The following is a 20,331-nucleotide window of genomic DNA, read 5'->3' on the forward strand; positions in this document are numbered from 1 at the left end:
TACCGCGTGTGACGATGTGAAGAGCCGGGTCCGGAGACGACACAGGGCGGCAGGTCCCCCGACCGGCCGCCCTGTGGGCCTACCCTGGCCGCCCTTGCTGGGTCAGGCCGCGCGTTCGGCGTTGAACTGCTCCTCCTCGGTGGACCCGCTCAGGGCGGTGGTCGAGGACTGGCCCTGCTGGATCGCCTGGGTCACCGCGTCGAAGTAGCCGGTGCCGACCTCGCGCTGGTGCTTGACCGCCGTGAAGCCGCGGTCGGCGGCGGCGAACTCGGCTTCCTGCAGCTCCACGAAGGCGCTCATCTGGCGGCGGGCGTAGCCGTGGGCCAGGTTGAACATCGAGTAGTTCAGGGCGTGGAAGCCGGCCAGGGTGATGAACTGGAACTTGTAGCCATATGTGGCGATCTCCTTCTGGAAGGTCGCGATGGTGGCGTCGTCCAGGTTCTTCTTCCAGTTGAAGCTGGGCGAGCAGTTATAGGCCAGCAGCTTGCCCGGGAACTTGGCGTGGATGGCCTCGGCGAACCTGCGCGCGAACTCCAGGTCCGGCTTGCCGGTCTCGCACCAGATCAGGTCGGCGTAGGGGGCATAAGCCAGGCCGCGGCTGATGGCCTGGTCCAGGCCGTTGCGGGTCTTGTAGAAGCCTTCCACGGTGCGCTCGCCGGTGGTGAACGGCTGGTCGTTGCCATCCACATCGCTGGTCAGCAGGTCGGCCGCCTCGGCATCGGTACGCGCCACCAGCAGGGTCGGGACGCCCAGCACGTCGGCGGCCAGGCGGGCGGCGTTGAGCTTTTCGATCGCCTCGCGGGTCGGCACCAGCACCTTGCCGCCCATGTGCCCGCACTTCTTGACCGAGGCCAGCTGGTCCTCGAAGTGCACGCCGGCCGCGCCGGCCTCGATCATCGCCTTCATCAGCTCGAAGGCGTTGAGCACGCCGCCAAACCCGGCTTCGGCATCGGCCACGATCGGCTGCAGGAAGTCGATGTCATCCTTGCCCTCGGCATGGTGCAGCTGGTCGGCGCGCAGCAGGGTGTTGTTGATGCGCTTGACCACCGCCGGCACCGAATCGGCCGGGTACAGCGACTGGTCCGGGTACATCTGGCCGGCCAGGTTGGCATCGGCGGCGACCTGCCAGCCGGACAGGTAGATCGCGTTCAGGCCGGCCTTGACCTGCTGCATGGCCTGGTTGCCGGTCAGCGCGCCCAGCGCGTTGACGAAGTCCTTTTCCTGCAGGTACGTCCACAGCTTCTCCGCGCCCAGCCGCGCCAGCGAGTGCTCCACGTGCACGGTGCCACGCAGGCGCACCACGTCGGCGGCGGTGTAGTTGCGGGTGATCCCGGCCCAGCGCGGGTCGGTGTTCCAAGCGTGCTGGATCTGTTCGGCGGTCTGCAGGGTGCTCATGTCGAATCTCCAAAGGGAACGGATGCGGTAACAGCAGGTGGATGGCGGGTGGTCAGTCGAGGCGGTCGTAGGCCGGCAGGGTCAGGAAGTCGGTGAGCTCATCGCGGCGGCTGAGGTCGGCCAGCAGCGCGATGGACTCGGGGATGCGGGCGCTGCCGGGCAGCGCGGCGGTATCGCCCAGCCGCGCCGGCAGCTGGGCCAGGGTGGCGTCGAGCAGGGCCAGGTCGATGGCGGTGCCGTCGTCCAGGTGCTGGCCGGGGGTATGCAGCCACTGCCACAGCTGGCTGCGGCTGATCTCGGCGGTGGCCGCGTCTTCCATCAGGTGGTGGATCGGCACGCAGCCGTTGCCGTCCAGCCAGGCGGCCAGGTAGCGCACGCAGACCTCGACGTTGCCCTCGAAACCGGCGCGGGTGATGGTGCCGGTCGGCGCGGCGATCAGATCATCGCGGCCCACCTGCACATCATTGCGCAGCACGCGATGCTGGTTCGGCCCGGGCATGTGTTCGTCGAAGATCGCCTGCGCGACCGGGATCAGCGCGGGATGGGCGACCCAGGTGCCGTCATGGCCGGCGGTGACTTCGCGCAGCTTGTCCGCCCGCACCCGCGCCATCGCCTGCTCGTTGGCGGCCGCGTCGTGGTTGATCGGAATCTGCGCGGCCATGCCACCCATCGCATGTGCGCCGCGGCGGTGGCAGGTGCGGATCAGCAGCTCCGAATAGGCCTTCAGGAACGGCTGGGTCATCGTCACCTGGCCGCGCTCGGGCAGCACCTTGTCGGCGTGCCGGCGGAAGGTCTTGATGTAGGAAAAAATGTAGTCCCAGCGGCCACAGTTCAGGCCGACGATGCGGTCGCGCAGCGCGTGCAGGATCTCATCCATCTCGAACACCGCCGGCAGCGTTTCGATCAGCACGGTGACCTTGATCTGCCCATGCGGCAGCCCGAGCATGCCCTCGATGTGCGACAGCGCGGTCTCCCACAGCGCCGCCTCTTCCATGCTCTGCAGCTTGGGCAGGTAGAAGTACGGCCCCCGCTGCCTGCACATCAGGGTGCGGGCGTTGTGGAAGGCGAACACCGCCGCATCGAACAGGCCACCGGCGATCGGCTGGCCATCGATGCGCACGTGCTTCTCGTCCAGGTGCCAGCCCCGCGGGCGGACGATCAGCACGGCCTGCTCGTTGAACGGACGCAGGCTGTACTGCTTGCCCGGCTTCCCATCGACGGACGGGCCGGTGTAGGTCAGATCGCCCCGCACCGCGCCGATCAGCGCCTGCTGTCCGGCCAGCAGGTTGCGCCAGGCCGGGGCGGTGGAATCCTCGAAGTCGGCCATGAAGACCTTGGCGCCGGAGTTCAGCGCGTTGATGACCATCTTCGGGTCGGTCGGGCCGGTGATCTCCACCCGGCGGTCCTGCAGTGCCTCCGGCAGCGGGGCGACGTGCCAGTCGCTGGCGCGGATCTCGGCGGTATCGGCACGGAAGTCCGGCAGGCCGCCGCCATCGAAGAACGCTTGGCGGGCCACCCTCGCCTGCAGCCGGCGCTGACGCTCCGGCTCCACCGCCCGGTGCAGCGACACCAGCAGCGCCAGTCCCCCCGCCGGCAGCAGGGCGGACTGGCCAGCCAGCTGGGTGGTGAGGGCAATGCCGGGGGTGGCCGGTGCATCGGCGGGGGGGGGCTGGGCGGTGGCGTAAGCGACGGCGGACATGGCGGGCTCCTGCGGTGCGGTTGAGCTCCACCGTGCGCCGCCATGCCGATATTTGACAAAGCAGTTATTGCAATGGCTTACATAAGGCGTGCTTATACTCATGACGCCATGACCACGCCGCGCACGCCAAGTCCCCGGTTTTCCTACAAATCCGACCGGCTCAAGCCGCTGCGGGCGTTCTGCCAGACGGTCCGCCTCGGCTCAGTCTCACGGGCAGCTGAGGCGCTGTTCGTCAGCCAGCCGGCCATCAGCCAGCAGCTGCAGGCGCTGGAGCGCGAGTTGGGCGTCAGCCTGTTCGAGCGCAGCGGCCGCCGCCTGGTGCCCAGCCGCGAAGGGCAGCTGCTGTATGAAATGGCGCTGCCGCTGGTGGAGAACCTGGACGGGCTCGAGGCCAGCTTCCGCGACAAGGTGAAGGGGCTGGATGCCGGCGAGCTCAACATCGCGGCCAACAGCTCGACCATCCTGTACCTGCTGCCGCGCATCGTGGAGCGCTTCCGCCAGCGCCACCCGGATGTCCGCCTGACCCTGCACAACGCGATCAGCGCCGACGGCACCGACCTGCTGCGCAGCGATGCGGCCGACCTGGCGGTGGGCTCGATGACCGACGTGCCGGCCGACCTCAGCTACGCCCCGGCCTACCGCTTCGAACAGGTGCTGATCGCCCCGCCCGAGCACCCGCTGGCGCATGGCGAGCTGAGCCTGGAGGCGATCTCGCAGTACCCGCTGGTGCTGCCGCCCAAACGCCAGATCACGTACCGGCTGGTGGACCAGGTGTTCCAGCGGCATCGGCTGCCCTACACCGTCGCGCTCGAGGTCGGCGGCTGGGAAGTGATCAAGCAATACGTGGCGATGGGCATGGGCATCTCGATCGTGCCGGCGCTCTGCCTGCACGATGCCGACCGCGAGAAGCTGGTGACGCGCTCGATGAGTGCGTGGTTCCCGGAGCGGAGTTATGGCGTGATTGTGCGGCGCGGGCGGTTTCTGTCACCGCAGGCACGGGCGTTCATCGAGCTGATCCAGCCGGACCTGTTCAGTCCGCGCAGCTATGATGAAAGTGGTCATTCCGAGCGCTGACGTACGCCCCATGTCCATCGAACTCCGCCACCTGCGCTACTTCCTGGCCGTCGCCGAGACGCTGCACTTCGGCCGCGCGGCCGAGCGGCTGGGCATGTCGCAGCCGCCGCTCAGCCAGCAGATCCGCCAGCTGGAAACGCTGCTTGGCGCGCGGTTGTTCCTGCGTGCGAACCGCCGCGTGGAACTGACCGACGCCGGTCGCGTGCTACAGGAGCAGGCGCGTGAGGTGCTGGCGCGGGTGGATACCGCGATCGATCTGACCCAGCGCGCGCAGCGAGGGGAAACCGGTGAGCTGCGCATCGGGCTGACCCGGGCCACACCGCTGTCCACGCAGATTCCGCGCGCGATCTTCGCCTACCGTCAGCAATTCCCGCAGGTGCAGTTGAAGCTGCGCGAGATGAATACCCTGCAGCAGATCGATGCGCTGATGGCCGGCGAGCTGGATGTCGGGTTGATCCGCAAACGTGCCCTGCCCGCGCCGCTGATGTCACGCAAGCTCTTCAGTGATCCACTTGCGCTGGTGGTGCACGACCAGCATCCGCTGGTGCGTGGGTTGCCGGCCGATGCGGCGGTGGCGCTGCGGCTGTTCGCGCATGAGCCGTTCGTCGGTTTCCTGCGCGAGGTGGGTGCGGGCATCCACGATCATGTCATCGCGCTGTGCCGCAGCGCGGGGTTCACCCCACGCATCGTGCAGGAGGCAGGGGAAGCCTCGACACTCATCAGCCTGGCGGCCTCGGGGCTGGGGGTAACGGTACTGCCTGCCTCGTGCTGCCATATCCAGGTGGACGGCGCGCGCTTCGTCGCACTCAGTGATCGCGCGGCCAGTTCCGAAGTGCACGTCGCCTGCCGACGCGGTGCGGCGTCGCCGCTGATCGGTCACTTCACCCGGCTGCTGCAGGGTGTCAGCGGCTGAGCGCGAGCGTCGCGGTACCCGGTTGCACGCGCTGGCCCAGGCGCCAGGCAATCGCGCCACCGGCCACGGTCAGTACGCCGACGAAGCCGCACACGCCCAGCCAGTCCCAGCGGGTGTAGAACACGCCGCCGAGCACGCCGGCCACGCTGGAGCCCAGGTAGTAGGCGAACAGATACAGCGCGGATGCTTCGGCGCGCATCGCACCGGCGCGGCTGCCAACCCAGCTGCTGGCCACCGAGTGGCCGCCGAAGAAGCCGAACGTCACCAGCGCGATGCCGGCCGCCATGCAGCCCAGCCACGGCATCGCCAGCAGCACGATGCCCAGCGCGATCAATCCGTAGCAGATCGCCAGCACGCGGCTGCGGCCATGGCGGTTGGCCTGCTGCCCCATCCAGGCCGAGCTGAAGGTGCCGACCAGATACACGCTGAAGATCAAACCGACCACGGTCTGGCTGAGGCCATACGGGGGTGCCAGCAGGTGGAAACCGAGGTAGTTGTAGAGGGTGACGAACACGCCCATCAACACGAAGGCGGTGGCGAACAACCACGGCAGACCGGGATCGCCGAACAGACTGCGCCAGCGCGCGGGCAGTTCGCGCAGGCCGCCACGGCGGCTCTGGAAGTGGCGCGATGGCGGCAGCTGGATCCATAGCAGCACGGTACTGAGCAGCGCGATCAGCGACACCACGCCGATGCCCCAGCGCCAGCCCCAATGGTCGGCCACGATACCCGCGATGAGACGACCGCTCATGCCGCCGATCGCGTTGCCGCCGATGTACAGGCCCATCGCCAGGCCCAGCGCGCGGCTGTCCATTTCTTCGGCGAGGTAGGTCATGCCCACCGCCGGTACGCCACTGAGCGCGATGCCGAGCAGCGTGCGCAGCACCAGCAGCGTGGTCCAGTCATCCACCATCGCCGTGGCGACGGACAACACGCTGGACGCCAGCAGCGCCGCGACCATCACGCTGCGGCGCCCGATGCGGTCGGAGATCAATCCCGCGATCAGCATCGAGACCGCGAGCAGACCGGTGCTCAGCGACAGGGTCAGCGCGCTGTTGGCTGCGGAGACGCCGAAGTGGCGACTGAATTCGGGCAGCAGCGGCTGCACTGTGTAGAGCAGCCCGAAGGTGGAGAAGCCGGCCAGGAACAGCGCGGCCGCCGTGCGCCGGAAGGCCGGGGTGCCCTGCTGGATCTGATCGCCGGCCGCCGCTGCGCTGGTGGTGGCCGGGGGGCTGCGGTCGGGGACCGCTGCGGTGTCGCCATTCATGCCGGTAAGGCCCGCGTACGTGGGCCGGAGCGAGGAGTCAGCGCTCAGGATAGGCAGCACCGGCAGGTCGATCCATAACCTGATAGGTCTGAATCGAGACGTTTCATATATCGATTCAGTTCGCGACCCGGATTACAGCGTCTGCCAGGTCAAGCCTTCGCCGCGCCGGTAGTAAACATGCGAGGCCTTGCCGTACAGCGCGCTGGCCTGGACCAGGCCGAAGAAGCGGCCGTCGGCACTGTTGCCGCGGTGGTCGCCGAGCATCAGCACCTGCCCGGCGGGTACGGTCAGGCCGGTGATGTCCGGGCCACCGCCCTGGCCCAGATCCAGCTGCGCCAGATGCTGGCCGAAGTCCTCGATCTCACCCACCCCGGCCTGGGCCAGCGGACGGCCGTTGATGCTCAGGTGGCCGTCGTGCAGCTCGACCCGATCCCCGCCGACCGCCGCAATGCGCTTGATCAGGCGGGTGCCGTCCTGCGGGGAATCAAACACCGCCACGTCACCGCGCTGCGGCTGGCCGGTGTGCAGCAGCTCCACCGAGGTGAACGGCAGGCGCACGCCGTAGGCGCGCATGTCCACCACCACCCGGTCGCCCGGCATCAGCGTGTGCTGCATCGAGCCGCTGGGCACCTGGTAGTGGTTGGCCAGGGTGTCGCGCGCCGCGGCGAGCAGGCCGAGCATGACCAGCAGCGGCAGCGCTTCTTTCTTGAGCCAGCGCAGCAGGCGGTGGTCGGTGGGGGCAGCGGCGGCGGGGGTGTCCATACGGGCGCTCCAGGAAGTGTGTGGCTGTGACCGAATGGACGGCGGGCAAGTTCCCTGCCCCGCGCTGAAAAAGCTACGCACTGTTTACGCAGGGGCCGCCCGGTCGGCATCGCGGTTTTACGGGGCGCGGCCGCATCGTGGCGACACCGCGCCGAAGGGCGCTTCGAAGAGACGCTCCATGACCATCCTGCTGATCCGGCACACACCGTCGAACGTCGCGCCGGACGCGTCGCCGCTGCCTGCGCGGGTCGCCGGGCACCGCCTGGCCTGCCGCGACTGCGACTCCCTGCCGGCCCTGGTGCGCTGTCTGCAGCGTGCCCAGCGCAGCCGCCCGGCGCTGGTCCTGATCGCCACCGCGGCGGTCGATGCACCGCAGTGGGCCCGCTACGGCCAGGCGCTGCGCACCGCGCTGGAGGACCTGCCGGCGCCGTATATCGAGATGGCCAGCAACGACGACGATGCGTTGGACGAGCACCTGCATCCGCAGCACGCCCCGGCCGCGCGGGTGGTGTGCAGCAGCGGCCGCCAGGATGCGTGTCGCCTGTCGCTGGCGATCGCCGCCCATCGCCTGCAGGCCGTGGAGGGCTGAGCCATGTCGATCTTCATCATCCGCGGGCCGGAAGCGGCCGGGCAGCTGATCCGTACCGCGCAGCCGCTGCCGGCGCTGGTCCTGAAATCCCTGGTGCACCGCGCGATCGATGCGGGCACCACGGTGGCGATCCGCGCGTGCGGCTCGGAGCAGGAGTTGCTGGACGCCCTGCGCGTGGCCGATCACAGCCGCGGCGAAGTCACCCTGCTCGATCCCGGTGCATGCGTGGACAGCGCGCGCCTGCAGCGCCTGCTGCCGCATCTGCACAACGCCTACGTGGAAGTGCACGACGACGATGCGCGCGCACCGGAGGCGTGCCTGCCAGCGGATGTGGGCCAGCGCATCGGCGTGGCGCGCGGCTACTGCGCGCAGAGTTACATGCACGCGCTGGAGATCGCGCTGGATCACCTGGGGTGCAGTGAGATCGCCGAAGGCGTGCACGTGGGGACGTGAGGCGCGGGGTCGGTGGGGCGGGCGCTGGGCCCCTATGCCCTTGGAGGCGAAATAAAGGGGGAGGGGGCGGCCGCAGGCCGACGCCGGAGGACATTCGCCGGAAAGGGTATAGGGGCCCAGTGCCCGCCCCAGCGACCCGGCCCAGCGGAGCAGCAACCCAAAAAAAACGGCAGGGTTTTCCCCTGCCGTTTTCGTTTCAGCGTGTACCGGTGGCAAGCGTACCGACCAACGGTCGGTACCTACCGGGATGCCGCGATTACTTCAGGCCACGATTGACCAGCAGCGGCTCCACCGACGGATCCTTGCCGCGGAACTCGCGGTACAGATCCGCCAGCTCCACGCTGTTGCCGCGCGAGAGGATCTTGTCGCGGAACACCTGGCCGTTCTCCGGGGTCAGGCCGCCGTTCTCCTTGAACCACTCGAAGGCGTCATGGTCGAGCACTTCGGCCCAGAAGTAGGCGTAGTAGCCGGACGAATAACCGCCGCCCCAGATGTGGTCGAAGTAGCTGGTGCGGTAGCGCGGCGGCACCTGCGGCAGGTCGACCTTGAACTTCTTCAACGCGGCCGCTTCAAACGGCGCCACGTCCTGCAGCTTGGCGTCGGCCGGCTGGGTGTGCCAGGCCAGGTCGAGCAGGGCCGCCGAGAGGTACTCGGTGGTCGCATAGCCCTGGTTGAAGGTGCGGGCCTTGAGGATCTTGTCGACCAGCGCCTGCGGCATCGGCTCGCCGGTCTTGTAGTTCTTGGCGTAGTTGGCGAAGACCTTCGGGTCCAGCGCCCAATGCTCGTTGAACTGCGAGGGGAACTCGACGAAGTCGCGCGAGGTGCTGGTACCGGCGATGGACGGGTACTTCACCTTCGAGAACATGCCGTGCAGCGCGTGCCCGAACTCATGGAACATCGTGGTCACGTCATCGAAGCTCAGCAGCGCGGGCTGGCCGGCGGCGGGCTTGGTGAAGTTGCACACGTTGTAGACCACCGGCTTGGCACCGGTCAGGCCGTCCTGTTCGACGAACACGTCCATCCAGGCGCCGCCGGACTTGCTGTCACGCTTGAAGTAGTCGGTGTAGAACAGGGCCAGCGAGGTGCCGTCCTTGTCGAACACTTCATAGACCTTCATGTCCGGATGGTAGGTGGGGATATCGGTACGCGGCTTGAAGGTGATGCCGTACAGCTGCGTGGCGGCGTAGAAGACGCCGTTCTGCAGCACGTTGTCCATCTCGAAGTACGGCTTGATCTGCGATTCGTCCAGGTCGTACTGCGCCTTGCGCACCTGTTCGGCGTAGAAGTCCCAATCGGAGGCAGCAAGCTTGAAACCGCCCTTCTGTGCGTCGATCACCTTCTGCATTTCGCTGATCTCGCCACGCGCCTTGGCGGTCGCGGCAGGCACGGTGTCGGTCAGCAGCTTGAGCGCGGCGGCCGGGGTCTTGGCCATCTGGTCGGCCAGGCTGTAGGCGGCGTAGTTCTCGAAGCCGAGCAGTTTGGCCTTCTGCGCGCGCAGCTGGGCCAGGCGCTGGATGGTCTCGCGCGTGTCGTTGGCGTCGCCCTTTTCAGCACGGGTTTCCGACGCCTTGAGCACGGCGGCGCGCTGCTCGCGGTCGCTCAGCGAGCCGAGCACCGGCTGCTGGGTGGTGTTCTGCAGCGGCAGCAGGTACTTGCCATCGAGGTTGCGGGCCTTGGCATCGGCGGCGGCGGTGTTGATCGCATCCTCGTCCAGGCCGGCCAGCTTGGCCTTGTCATCGACCACCACGGCACCGGCGGCGGTCGCAGCCACCAGACGGGTGTGGAACTGCGTGGCCAGCGTGGTTTCTTCCACGTTGAGCTTGCGCAGCGAGGCCTTGTCGGCATCGTTCAACTGCGCGCCGGCGCGCACGAACTCCTGGTAGTCACGCTCGACCAGGCGCTTCTGCACCGGGTCCAGGCCCAGCGCGTCGCGCTGGTCGTAGATGGTCTTGATGCGGGCGAACAGCTTCGGGTCGAGGTTGATCTCGTCCTGGTGCTCGGCCAGCTTCGGGGCGACTTCTTCCTGCACCTTCTGGCGTGCATCGTTGGTGTCGGCCTGGACCAGGCCGAAGAAGATGCGCGACACGCGGGTCAGGGTCTCGCCGCTGCGCTCCAGCGCTTCGATGGTGTTGTCGAAGGTGGCCGGCTCGGGGTTGTCGGCGATCTTGCGGACTTCGGCCAGGTGCTGCTTCATGCCCTCGTTGAAGGCCGGCAGGTAGTCGCTGTCCTTGATCTTGTCGAACGGCGGCGCCTGGAACGGCAGCGTGCTGGCGCTCAACAGCGGGTTGGCCGAGGCGTCGGCCGGCTGCTGGGTCGGGGCGGGCTGGGTATCGGTCACGGGGGTGGACTCCTTGCCGGAACAGGCCGCCAGCGCCAGGCTGATGGCAGCGGCCAAAACTACGGTACGCGACATGAAACGGGCTCCTTGGATGAGGGCGCGGGACGGAAAATCCCACAGCCGGTCACCCTACTCCCAAAGGCCGCAGGCGGCATGTGCCGGTCGTGGCGCGTGGCTGTGCGGGCCGTGGGGGCTACCCCGCCCGACCCGCCTGGCGGCGTTCAGACGGTGCCGCGGGTCTTGCCCTGCCAGGGGCGGTAGTACTCGCGGATCGCAGCCATGTCGGCCACGTCGTTGCCGGTGGGATGGAACAACGGGCCGATTCCGATGGTCTTCTCGGGGTAGTGGAAGTACGCGGCCAGCACCGGCACGTCGGCCATGCGCGCGATCTTGAGGAAGCCGGCCTTCCAGTGCTGCACCGCTTTGCGCGTGCCTTCCGGGGTGATCGCGTACCACAGGCGGTCCGAGCCCCGGATCAGGCTGACCGCCTGCTCCACGGTGCCCTGCGGCGAGCTGCGGTCCAGCGGGATGACGCCCAGCTTGCGCAGCAGCGGCCCCAGCGGCCACCAGAACAGCGAGGCCTTGCCCAGCACCTTGACCTGCATGCCCAGTGCGATCTTCGCCGCCATGCCCCAGAAGCCGTCCCAGTTGGACGAATGCGGGGCGATGATGAAGACCAGCTTGGGTACGTCCGGCAGGGTGCCGGTCACTTTCCAGCCGCCCAGGCGCAGCGTGCAGCGGGCCAGCCAGCGGAGGAAGCGGTTCGGTTTGACCTGCGGCATGTTCGGCGGAACCACCGGCAACAGCGGACTTCGGTTGTTCAAGCAATCACTCCCAATTGCGTGTGGTGCGCCCGCGCTTGATCTGCGCGCGCCCCTTTTTGGCGTCCAGACGACGCAGTTTCGACCCGTAGGTCGGCTTGGTGGCCACGCGCGCCTTGGGCACGCTCAGCCCCGCCTGGATGAAGGCGGCCAGTCGATCGCGCGCGTCCTCGCGGTTACGGTCCTGGGTACGGAAACGCTGTGCATCGATGACCAGCACGCCTTCGCCGGTCATGCGCCGGTCGCGGCGGGCCAGCAGGCGCGCGCGCAACGGCTCGGGCAACGAAGGCGAGCCGGCCACGTCGAAGCGCAGTTCGACGGCGGTGGAGACCTTGTTGACGTTCTGGCCACCGGCACCGCTGGCGCGCACGAAGCGCTCGACGAGTTCCGTCTCCGGAATCGTCAGGTGCGCGCTGATGGTGACTGGCCCGTTGCCCATGGGCGGCATTGTAAGGGGAGGACCCGCCGGCCGGGTGACTGCAACGTGCGTGGATGTCGCCGATAACGTCCTCAATTACGGCCTGATGACGCCATCGCAGGTATTCTCCGGACTCCACGCAACGCAGGATGCTCCGCCATGTCACTGATCCGCCCGCTGGCCCGCCGCGGCCTGACCCGCTTCACCCTGGCCCTCGCGCTGGGCCTGGCCGCGATCGCGCCGGCCCTGGCCGCGCCGCCGTCGGATGCCGACATCAACCGCCTGCTGGCCGCCTCGCGCGCGCAGAGCATGCTCGATACGATGCTGCCGCAGATCGAGGCGATGCAGCGCCAGCAGTTCCAGCAGGTGGCCCAGCAGCGTCAGCTGGATGCGACACAGCAGGCCCAGCTGCAGCGGATCGAGCAGCGGACCAGCCAGACGGTGCGCCAGGCGTTGTCGTGGAAGGAACTGCGGCCGATGTACGTGGATCTGTACAAGCAGACCTTCAGCAAGGAAGACGTGCTGGCGATGGCCGAGTTCTATGAGAGCTCGGCCGGGCAGAGCCTGTTGGACAAGACCCCGGCGCTGATGCAGAACGTGATGGTGGCGATCCAGGCCAAGATGCAGCCGCTGTTCGTGGACCTGCAGAAGGACCTGGAAGCGATCGTCAATGAACCGGCGCCAGCAAAAAAATAACCGGTAGAGCCGACCGTTGGTCGGCTGTCGTGAAGTAGAGCCGACCGTTGGTCGGCTATCGCACGTCCCAGCCAAACAGATCCATCGCCTTGCGGAATTCCCCGTCCACCGGCGCGCTGATGTCCATCGGCGTGCCGTCCGGATGCGGGAAGCGCAGGCGCTCGGCGTGCAGCAGCATGCGGTGGATGCCCTGCATGCGGAAGCTGCGGTTGTGGCGACCGTCGCCGTGGCTGGTGTCGCCGATCAGGTGATGCGAGAGGTGCTTGAGGTGGCGGCGGATCTGGCGGAACCGGCCGGTCTGCGGCTGGCAGCGCAGCAGGGCGTAACGTGAGGTCTCGAACCCGCCCATCGGAATGGCGATCTCGCCCACGGCCACGCGCTGGAAGTGGGTGATCGCCTGCTTCTTGACCGGCTTGCCGGGGCCGCCATCCAGGTCATGGTCGACGGTAAAGGCCTCGTCGGCCGGCCAGCCGCGGCAGATCGCGAGGTAATCCTTGGTGACGTCGCCACCCATCAGCGATTTGCCGAGCACGCTGGCGCTTTCGCGATCAAAGGCGAGCAGCAGGCAGCCGCTGGTGGCGCGGTCCAGGCGATGGACCAGGAAGATCGGCTTGCCGAGTTGTTCGCGCAGGCGGTCGGCGAGGAAGTCGTCTTCGCCCCGGGCAAGCTTGCTGTCATGGACCATCAGCCCGGCGGGCTTGTTGACCACGGCGAGCTGGTCGTCCAGGTGCAGCAGCTGCAGGGGCGGAAGCGCCGCCGGCACCTCGGCGATGGCCTCGGCCTGCAGCTCGATCGCGCTCATCGGCGCCACCAGGCACTGGCCAGCGAGAACACGCCCGCCGCGCCGGTCACCCAGCTCCACACCGGGGCATCGCCGAAGTACCAGCCGCCCGGCTGCAGGCCATACAGCACCGCAGCGACGATCATCAGGCCGACACCGGCGATTGCGGCCACCGCGCGCTTCTGCAGCTTCTGCACGCTGACGTTCAACGCCGCCAGATCGCGCGAGCGCATCGACAGTTCGTGGTCGCCTTCCACCTGCTGGCGCAGCCAGGCATGGACCAGGCGCGGCATGTCCGGGGTATGCGTCATGATTTCAGGCAGGCGCTTGCGCACTTCCTTGAGCACGCGGCGCGGGCTGTAGCGCTCGCGCAGGATGCGTTCGAGCACCGGCCGTGCGACCGCCCAGATATCCAGTTCCGGATCGAGCTGACGGCCGACGCCTTCGATGTTGAGCAGGGTCTTCTGCAGCAGGATCAGCTGCGGCTGCAACGTGAGCTCGTAACGCTGGGCCACCCGGAACAGCTTGATCAGCACCTCGGCCAGCGAGATCTGCGACAGCGGGCGGGTGAAATAGGGTTCGCACACCGAGCGCGCGGCCGCTTCCAGCTCATCGATGCGCACGTTGTTGGGCATCCAGCCGGCTTCGACATGCAGCGCGGCCATGCGCCGGTAATCCTTGTTGAAGATGGCCATGAAGTTCTCGGCCAGGTAGTACTGATCTTCTTCGGAGAGCTGGCCCATGATGCCGAAATCCAGCGCGATGAAGCGCGGGTTGTCCCGGCGCGCCGGATCGGTGTCGACCCAGATGTTGCCGGCGTGCGCATCGGCGTGGAAGAAATTGTCGCGGAACACCTGGGTGTAGAACACCCGCACGCCCTTGGCGGCCAGGGCCTTGCGGTCGATGCCGGCCTTGTCCAGCGCGACGATGTCATCGGACGGGATGCCCCACACGCGCTCCAGGGTCAGCGCGCGTTCGGCGGTGTGGCTCCAGATCACTTCCGGTACGTACAGATCGTCCGAGTCGATCCAGTTGCGGCGCAGCACGCTGGCATTGGCGCCTTCGCGCTGCAGATCCAGCTCGGCGGCCAGGGTGTTTTCGACTTCGGCGACCACTTCGCGCGGGCGGATCTTGTCGGCGCGCGGGTGCGCGCGTTCGATCAGCGCGGCGGCCGATTTCAGCAGCGCGATGTCCGCGTCGATCTGCTTTTCGATGTCCGGGCGCAGCACCTTGACCACCACCTGGCGTCCATCGGCCAGCGTGGCCGCGTGCACCTGCGCGATCGAGGCCGAAGCCAGCGGCTGCAGATCGAAGCTGGCGAATGCTTCGCTGACCGGGCGGCCGAGCGCACGTTCGACGATCGCCTGCGCGGTGGCGCCATCGAACGGCTTGACCCGGTCCTGCAGCAGGGTGAGCTCGTTGGCGACATCGGCCGGGATCAGGTCGCGGCGGGTGGAGAGGATCTGGCCGAACTTGACGAAGATCGGGCCGAGGTCCTGCAGCGCCAGGCGCAGGCGCGCGCCGCGCGACTGTGCGGCGATGTCGGCCGAGGCGCGTGGCACGAACGGTTTTGCCAGGCGCAGCCAGCGTTCGGCCGGGGTGCCCTGGAGCAGATCGTCGAGGCGGTAGCGCAGGATGATGCGGCCGATGCGGCTGGCCCGGAAGATCGCCTTCATGCGCCCACCTGCCGCAGGCGCTGGACGCGCACGGCCATGCGTTCAACGTCGTCGCGCATCACGTCCACATCGTCGTGGAAGGCATCCAGTTCTGCTCGGGGTACCACGTCGCGCGACTCCTCGGTGACAAATTCAGCGGCGCTGTGCGCCAGGTCGGACGCGCCGCGGCGCGCGTGCTGCAGTGCCGAGCGCAGGGTGTTGGCGATCTGCACGCCCATCACCTCGCCGAACACACGCACGAACGGCTGCTGCCAGTCCGGATCGAAACGGGTCGCCAGCTGCTGCAGGCGGCGGGCCAGTTCGGCATCACCGGAGACCTTGACCCGCCCGGCCGGCGCATCACCGCCACGGCGGGCGTTGGCCAGGAACGGCAGCTGGGCCAGCACCCCGCCCAGCGTGCTGCGCACGGCCAGGTCCGGCTCCTGCTGCGGATCGACCGGGCCGACCGTGAGCCGCTCACCGTCCACCCCGATCCGCATCGCCAGCGCGGGCGATTCCAGGGTCAGGGCGATGTGGCGGCCATCCAGCGCGGCCAGCGCGCTGCGGGTGTCCGGGTCCAGCGCCAGTGCGCGGTTGAGCGTGAGCTGCAGCGCATTGCCAGCCAGCGGCTTGAGGGAAGAGAGCAGGGAACGGGCCATCACCGCATTCTACCGCGCGCCCTTGAACGGCGGGCGTCCGCTGGCATCACGCCTGGCCACGCGCCAGGTGCCCACCACATCGACACCGGACACGCGTTTTCGCGGGCGCCGACTCGGTTCATGCTATGGCTTCCCAACACAGCGACAGGAGCGGCAACAGGCATGGGCAAGACCCGGGTAGGCATCATCTTCGGCGGCCGGTCGGCCGAGCACGAGGTTTCGCTGCAATCGGCGAAGAACATTCTCGATGCGCTGGACAAGGACCGGTTCGAGGTCAGCCTGATCGGGATCGACAAGCAGGGCCAATGGCATGTGAGCGACCCGCGCGACTTCCTGCTCAACGCCAGCGACCCGGCACGGATCGCGCTGCACCGCTCGGGCAATGCGGTGGCAGTGCGGCCCGGCCTGGAGCGGCAGCAGCTGGTCCCGACCGATCCGGCCACCGCGCTGGAGCAGATCGACGTGGTGTTCCCGATCGTGCACGGCACGCTGGGCGAGGATGGCTCGCTGCAGGGCCTGCTGCGCATGGCCAACCTGCCCTTCGTCGGCTCCGGCGTGCTGGGCTCGGCAGTGGCGATGGACAAGGACGTGGCCAAGCGCCTGCTGCGCGATGCCGGGCTGGCGGTGGCGCCGTTCGCCTGCTTCAACCGGGTCAGCGCGGCCGGGGCCGATTACGCCACGCTGGTCGCCGAGCTGGGCACACCGCTGTTCGTGAAGCCGGCCAACCAGGGCTCCTCGGTGGGCGTGAGCAAGGTGCGCAACGCGGCGGACTTCCATACTGCCTTGGCGCTGGCGCTGTCGTTCGATCACAAGGCGCTGGTGGAAGCGGCGATCGACGGCCGCGAGATCGAGTGCGCCGTGCTGGGCAATGAACACCCCGAGGCCAGCGTCTGTGGCGAGGTGGTCGTGCACGATGATTTCTATTCCTACGACACCAAGTACATCAGCGAAAGCGGTGCGGACATCGTGGTGCCGGCGGCCATCACCGATGCCGAGCAGTCCCGTATCCGGGAGATCGCGGTGCGGGCCTACCAGGCGCTGGACTGTGCGGGCCTGGCCCGGGTGGATGTATTCCTGACCCCGGCTGGGGAAGTGGTGATCAATGAGATCAACACGCTACCCGGCTTCACCCGCATCAGCATGTACCCGAAGTTGTGGGCCGCCAGCGGGCTGGATTACACCGCATTGATCACGCGGCTGCTGGAACTGGCGATGGCCCGGCATGCCCACGAGCGCGATCTGCGCAGCTCCATCGCAACGACGGCCTGATCATCGTCGCCGATGTCAGGCCGTCGTGGTTTCCGCAGCGCGTCCCACGCCGGAGAGAGGTGGCGTGGGACGCGCCGGACACTAGGTCCGCTTGCGGAACATCGACACCACCGCCAGGATCAGGAAGACGACGAACAGGATCCAGGCGACGTTGCTGGCAGCGCCGGCAATGCCCGAGAAACCAAGTACCGCCGCGATGATGGCGATGACAAAAAAGATGACGGCGTAATGCAGCATGTCGACCCTCGCGTTGATGCGTGCCGGAGTTGGCGTGGGTCCATGTTCACCAACCCGCGGTGTTCAGGGAGTGATGGATTCCTGTGCGTTCGATGAAGATGCCAGCCGCAGCAGCCCTTCTTCGATGCTGACCCGGGGCACATAGCCGAAGTCCCGGCGCGCCGGTTCCATGCTGTACCAGTGCGGCGTGCACAGCTGCTCGGCCAGGAAGCGGGTCATCGGCGGTTCGCCGCGCAGGCGCAGCAGCGGCCACAACCGCTCGCAGACCGCACCGATCCGGTAGGCGGTCCTGAAGCTGATCGACCGGGTCACCGGCGGGGCGTCCACGGCGGCCAGCAGCTTGTTGAGCAGCTCGCGCATCGGCAGCGGCTCGCCGTTGGAGATGAAGTACGCCTTGCCGGCGCAGGCCGCGCCCGGGGCCAGGTGCTCCAGGGCGAGGAAGTGGGCCAGTGCGGCGTTGTCGATGTAGGTGGTATCGACCTTGTTCTGCCCATCGCCGACGAAGCGCAGGCGGCCGGCACGGGCGCGCTCGGCCAGGCGCGGCACCAGCTGCTGGTCGCCCGGGCCCCAGATCAGCCGGGGCCGCAACGCCACGGTAGCCAGCTGCGCATCGTTGGCGGCCAGCACGCGTTGCTCGGCGATGGCCTTGGTGGCCGCATACGGCGCTTGGAAGTTCTCGCCATAGGGCACCTCATCGGCGCCCAGGCCCTCGACCGGATGGGTGGCGCGATGGGTCACGCTGGGCGTGGAGGTGTAGACCAGCTTGCCCACGCCGTGCGCGCGGCAGGCCGCGATGACGTTGTCGGTGCCGACCACGTTGGCCTGGTGGTAGCTGTCATAGCTGCCCCAGGCACCGGCCTTGGCGCCATTGTGGAAGACCGCATCGACCCCGGCCACCGCGTGCATCACCGCCTGCGCATCGGCCAGGTCGCCGCGGATCTGGCCCACGCCCATCGCCTGCAGCGCAGGGTAATGGCCGCGGTTGAACGCCAGCACCTGGTGGCCGCGCGCGACCAACCCCTTGCACAGGGCCTGGCCAAGGAAGCCGCCGCCACCGGTAACGAGGATCTTCATGCGTGCTGCTCCAGTTGCGCGGTGGCCCAGACCGCGAGCTTCTCGCGGCCGATCTTGGCGTTGTGGCGGATGTCGACCGGGAAGGCCGGGTGCAGCAGGAAATGGGCGATGCGTGCGGTGTGTGCGTGTGCCGCCGCTTCCCGGCGCAGGCGCTCGACCAGGGCGGGCGAATCGACGGTGCCGGGCTGCAGTTCGTAGCACAGCACCGGCCGCTGGCGGCCCGGCGCGCCGACGCCGACCAGCGCGGTGCGGGCGATGCCGTCCAGTGCGTTGAACACCGGCTCGACCTGTTCGGTGTACAGCGGGCCGTGCGCGGTTTCCACGCGCTGGGTCTTGCGGCCGCAGAACCACAGCCGGCCCTGCGCATCGAAATAGCCGACGTCGCCCATCCGGTGTACGACGCGCGTGCCGCCGTCGGCCAGAGTCTCGGTGATCTTCGCCGCCGCGGTGGCCTGCGGGCGGTTGAAGTAGCTGTCGGTGGCGGTCGGACCGGCCACGGTGATCTCGCCGACCTCGCCGGCGGCCAGCACACGGGCCTGCGACCAGCCCGGCAGCGGCGCGTCATCGATGGCGATGATGCGCACCTGGTTCGGCGCGACCACGCGGCCGACGCAGGTCCCGGCGCCGGCCTCGGTGGCCTGGCGGGTGTTCTCCAGCTCTCGACCTTCGATCACCGCCACCGGCAGGCACTCGGTGGCGCCGTAGGGGGTCCAGAACTGGGCGTCGTCGGGCAGCAGGCGGCGGATCCGCGCGACCACGTCCGGCGGCACCGGTGCCCCGGCCGAGGTCACCCGGCGCACGCTCGGCAGCGGCTGGCCGTGATCGGCCAGGACCCGCATCAGCGCCGGTGAACCGAACAGCTGGGTGACGCCGAAGCGGTTGATGGCGTCATGCAGCTTGCGCGGGTCCGCCTGGGCCGGCCGGGTCGGATCCATGTCCGGGATCACCGAGGTCAGCCCCAGTGCCGGATCGAACAGCGCGAACGGCGGGAAGGTCGGCAGGTCGACCCCACCCGGCTCCATCCCGAAGGCGGCGCGCAGCAGTTCGATCTGGCCCACGAAATGACGGTGGCGGTAGACCACGCCCTTGGGCACGCCGGTGGAGCCGCTGGTGAACAGGATCGCGGCGACGTCCTCCCCATCGGTCGGGGCCAGCGCAGGCGCCACCGTGGCGCCCTGGGCTTCTAGCCGGGCCAGGGTGGTGCCACCCCAGCCCCAGCGGCGGCCGACGGTCACCAGCAGGCGTGCGGAGCGGCACCAGCGCAGCGCCAGGCGCGCCACGTGGGCCAGGCCGATGCCGATGAAGGCCTCCGGCTGGGCCTCGTCCAGGCATTGTTTCAGCGCGCGCTTGTCGATGCCCGGGTCGACCAGCACCGGCACCGCGCCGTTCTTGAACAGCGCGAACATCAGCAGGAAGAACTCCGGCGAGGGCCGCACCATCACCACCGCGCGCACGCCGCGGCCGATGCCGTGCGCGGCCAGACCGGCCGCCATCGCGTCGCTGCGGGCGTTGAGGGTGCGGTAATCCAGGGTGACGTCGTAGCGCGCCATGCCGCCGGGCCCGGGCGTGCCGGGGCAGCGGATGGCGATCTGGTCGGGGCGTTCACGGGCCAGCTCGGGCAGGCGCGCGGCGATATTGATGGCGCTGTTCATCCGTTCATTGTCGCCGCTGCAGAAAATTCTTGCGCGCCGGCCGTTGGCGTGGAAAATTCGCGCCCTTCCCTCCTGCTTCGCTGCCGCCCAAGGCCGGTGCCCCATGCCCCATCCCTGCCTCACCTGCGGCGCCTGCTGCACCCAGTACCGTGTGGCCTTCCACTGGATGGAATCGGACGAGGTCACCCCGGGGGGCGTCCCGCACGAGCTCACCCAGGTGCTGGACCCGCACCGGCTGTGCATGCGCGGCACCCTGTCCAAGCCGGTCTACTGCGTGGCGCTGGATGCGGAGATCGGGGTGTATTCGCGCTGCAGCATCCACCCCAACCGCCCCAGCGTGTGCCGTGAGGTGGACGCCTCGTGGGAGTACGGCAAGGCCAGCCCGCAGTGCGACAAGGCGCGCATCGCGCACGGCATGCCGGCGCTGACCCTGGCCGACTGGCGCTGGCGGGACGAGGCGGGCAATGATGATGATCATCCCGATGACAACGGCAATTCGCCGGCCCCGCAGGCGCCGATCGCGGCGTAGTTGGGGGCGCCGGGGTCAGGGCGCGGGGGCGGAAGCAGCCGACCAACGGT

The 20,331-nt window shown here is 68.4% G+C and carries 20 protein-coding genes; 7 read left to right on the top strand and 13 right to left on the bottom strand.

Annotated elements, in window-relative coordinates; translation table 11 throughout:
* Positions 1–102: 102 nt before the first annotated feature.
* The gene (gene aceA / locus OC373_RS13855; protein WP_046272287.1) at positions 103–1,395 is read right to left on the bottom strand and encodes an isocitrate lyase; all 1,293 of its coding nucleotides are present in this window, start codon (positions 1,393–1,395) and stop codon (positions 103–105) included.
* Between the two features lie 52 nt (positions 1,396–1,447).
* Entirely contained in the window at positions 1,448–3,094 is a 1,647-nt protein-coding gene (gene aceB, locus OC373_RS13860; protein WP_261997878.1) for a malate synthase A, read from the bottom strand.
* Positions 3,095–3,202: 108 nt separating this feature from the next.
* Between aceB and OC373_RS13865 the strand changes: the two genes are divergently transcribed.
* Both OC373_RS13865 and OC373_RS13870 read left to right on the top strand, forming a co-directional pair.
* On the top strand, positions 3,203–4,168 hold the full coding sequence (locus OC373_RS13865; RefSeq protein WP_046272285.1) for a LysR substrate-binding domain-containing protein: 966 nt from the start codon (positions 3,203–3,205) through the stop codon (positions 4,166–4,168).
* Positions 4,169–4,178: 10 nt separating this feature from the next.
* Positions 4,179–5,081 (top strand): LysR substrate-binding domain-containing protein, encoded by a 903-nt coding sequence (locus tag OC373_RS13870; protein ID WP_019184860.1) that lies wholly within the window; start codon positions 4,179–4,181, stop codon positions 5,079–5,081.
* On the opposite strand, the gene OC373_RS13875 is transcribed toward OC373_RS13870, so the two are convergent.
* Together OC373_RS13875 and lepB are read right to left on the bottom strand one after the other, a co-directional pair.
* Entirely contained in the window at positions 5,071–6,348 is a 1,278-nt protein-coding gene (locus tag OC373_RS13875) for an MFS transporter (protein ID WP_070474271.1), read from the bottom strand. The genes OC373_RS13870 and OC373_RS13875 overlap by 11 nt on opposite strands.
* 132 nt (positions 6,349–6,480) lie before the next feature.
* Positions 6,481–7,110 carry a signal peptidase I gene (gene lepB, locus OC373_RS13880; RefSeq protein WP_261997879.1) on the bottom strand — a complete coding sequence of 210 codons (630 nt, stop codon included), beginning with the start codon at positions 7,108–7,110 and terminating at the stop codon, positions 6,481–6,483.
* Positions 7,111–7,288: 178 nt separating this feature from the next.
* Between lepB and OC373_RS13885 the strand changes: the two genes are divergently transcribed.
* Positions 7,289–7,699, top strand: coding sequence for a hypothetical protein (locus tag OC373_RS13885; RefSeq protein WP_261997880.1), 411 nt, complete (start codon positions 7,289–7,291; stop codon positions 7,697–7,699).
* A 3-nt stretch (positions 7,700–7,702) separates the two neighbouring features.
* Complete coding sequence (locus tag OC373_RS13890) at positions 7,703–8,152, top strand: 3-dehydroquinate dehydratase (RefSeq protein WP_046272278.1); 450 nt, start codon at positions 7,703–7,705, stop codon at positions 8,150–8,152.
* Positions 8,153–8,408: 256 nt separating this feature from the next.
* Here OC373_RS13890 and dcp read toward each other — a convergent pair whose 3' ends face one another.
* The 3 genes from dcp to arfB form a co-directional block, all read right to left on the bottom strand.
* A complete protein-coding gene (gene dcp, locus OC373_RS13895; RefSeq protein ID WP_046272277.1) occupies positions 8,409–10,565 on the bottom strand; it encodes a peptidyl-dipeptidase Dcp in 2,157 nt (718 codons plus the stop codon).
* 146 nt (positions 10,566–10,711) lie between these two features.
* Positions 10,712–11,272, bottom strand: a complete 561-nt coding sequence (locus OC373_RS13900) for a lysophospholipid acyltransferase family protein (protein ID WP_235318846.1) — start codon at positions 11,270–11,272, stop codon at positions 10,712–10,714.
* A 46-nt stretch (positions 11,273–11,318) separates the two neighbouring features.
* Entirely contained in the window at positions 11,319–11,750 is a 432-nt protein-coding gene (arfB, locus tag OC373_RS13905; protein ID WP_019184867.1) for an alternative ribosome rescue aminoacyl-tRNA hydrolase ArfB, read from the bottom strand.
* 138 nt (positions 11,751–11,888) lie between these two features.
* Here arfB and OC373_RS13910 point away from each other — a divergent pair, with 138 nt between their 5' ends.
* On the top strand, positions 11,889–12,425 hold the full coding sequence (locus tag OC373_RS13910) for a DUF2059 domain-containing protein (RefSeq protein WP_019184868.1): 537 nt from the start codon (positions 11,889–11,891) through the stop codon (positions 12,423–12,425).
* Positions 12,426–12,480: 55 nt separating this feature from the next.
* On the opposite strand, the gene OC373_RS13915 is transcribed toward OC373_RS13910, so the two are convergent.
* From OC373_RS13915 to OC373_RS13925, 3 genes are read right to left on the bottom strand one after another with little or no spacing between them, the layout of a single operon-like run.
* Positions 12,481–13,227: a pseudouridine synthase gene (locus OC373_RS13915; RefSeq protein ID WP_046272360.1), complete on the bottom strand. Its 747-nt coding sequence runs from the start codon at positions 13,225–13,227 to the stop codon at positions 12,481–12,483.
* On the bottom strand, positions 13,224–14,882 hold the full coding sequence (ubiB, locus tag OC373_RS13920) for a ubiquinone biosynthesis regulatory protein kinase UbiB (RefSeq protein ID WP_019184870.1): 1,659 nt from the start codon (positions 14,880–14,882) through the stop codon (positions 13,224–13,226). The genes OC373_RS13915 and ubiB overlap by 4 nt, the downstream gene beginning before the upstream one ends.
* A complete protein-coding gene (locus tag OC373_RS13925; RefSeq protein ID WP_019184871.1) occupies positions 14,879–15,520 on the bottom strand; it encodes an SCP2 sterol-binding domain-containing protein in 642 nt (213 codons plus the stop codon). The genes ubiB and OC373_RS13925 overlap by 4 nt, the downstream gene beginning before the upstream one ends.
* A gap of 162 nt (positions 15,521–15,682) precedes the next feature.
* Between OC373_RS13925 and ddlA the strand changes: the two genes are divergently transcribed.
* Positions 15,683–16,789: a D-alanine--D-alanine ligase gene (gene ddlA / locus OC373_RS13930; RefSeq protein ID WP_070426385.1), complete on the top strand. Its 1,107-nt coding sequence runs from the start codon at positions 15,683–15,685 to the stop codon at positions 16,787–16,789.
* An 81-nt stretch (positions 16,790–16,870) separates the two neighbouring features.
* On the opposite strand, the gene OC373_RS13935 is transcribed toward ddlA, so the two are convergent.
* The 3 genes from OC373_RS13935 to oleC form a co-directional block, all read right to left on the bottom strand.
* Positions 16,871–17,026 (bottom strand): DUF1328 domain-containing protein, encoded by a 156-nt coding sequence (locus OC373_RS13935; RefSeq protein WP_019184873.1) that lies wholly within the window; start codon positions 17,024–17,026, stop codon positions 16,871–16,873.
* 63 nt (positions 17,027–17,089) lie between these two features.
* Positions 17,090–18,100, bottom strand: a complete 1,011-nt coding sequence (gene oleD / locus OC373_RS13940; protein WP_070426384.1) for a 2-alkyl-3-oxoalkanoate reductase — start codon at positions 18,098–18,100, stop codon at positions 17,090–17,092.
* Positions 18,097–19,752, bottom strand: a complete 1,656-nt coding sequence (gene oleC, locus OC373_RS13945; protein ID WP_070426383.1) for an olefin beta-lactone synthetase — start codon at positions 19,750–19,752, stop codon at positions 18,097–18,099. Before oleC ends, oleD begins: the two co-directional genes overlap by 4 nt.
* 103 nt (positions 19,753–19,855) lie before the next feature.
* Here oleC and OC373_RS13950 point away from each other — a divergent pair, with 103 nt between their 5' ends.
* Positions 19,856–20,281, top strand: a complete 426-nt coding sequence (locus OC373_RS13950; RefSeq protein WP_019184876.1) for a YkgJ family cysteine cluster protein — start codon at positions 19,856–19,858, stop codon at positions 20,279–20,281.
* Positions 20,282–20,331: the final 50 nt, after the last annotated feature.

The organism is Stenotrophomonas sp. Ste96, assembly GCF_024519495.1.
Lineage (GTDB): Bacteria > Pseudomonadota > Gammaproteobacteria > Xanthomonadales > Xanthomonadaceae > Stenotrophomonas > Stenotrophomonas bentonitica_A.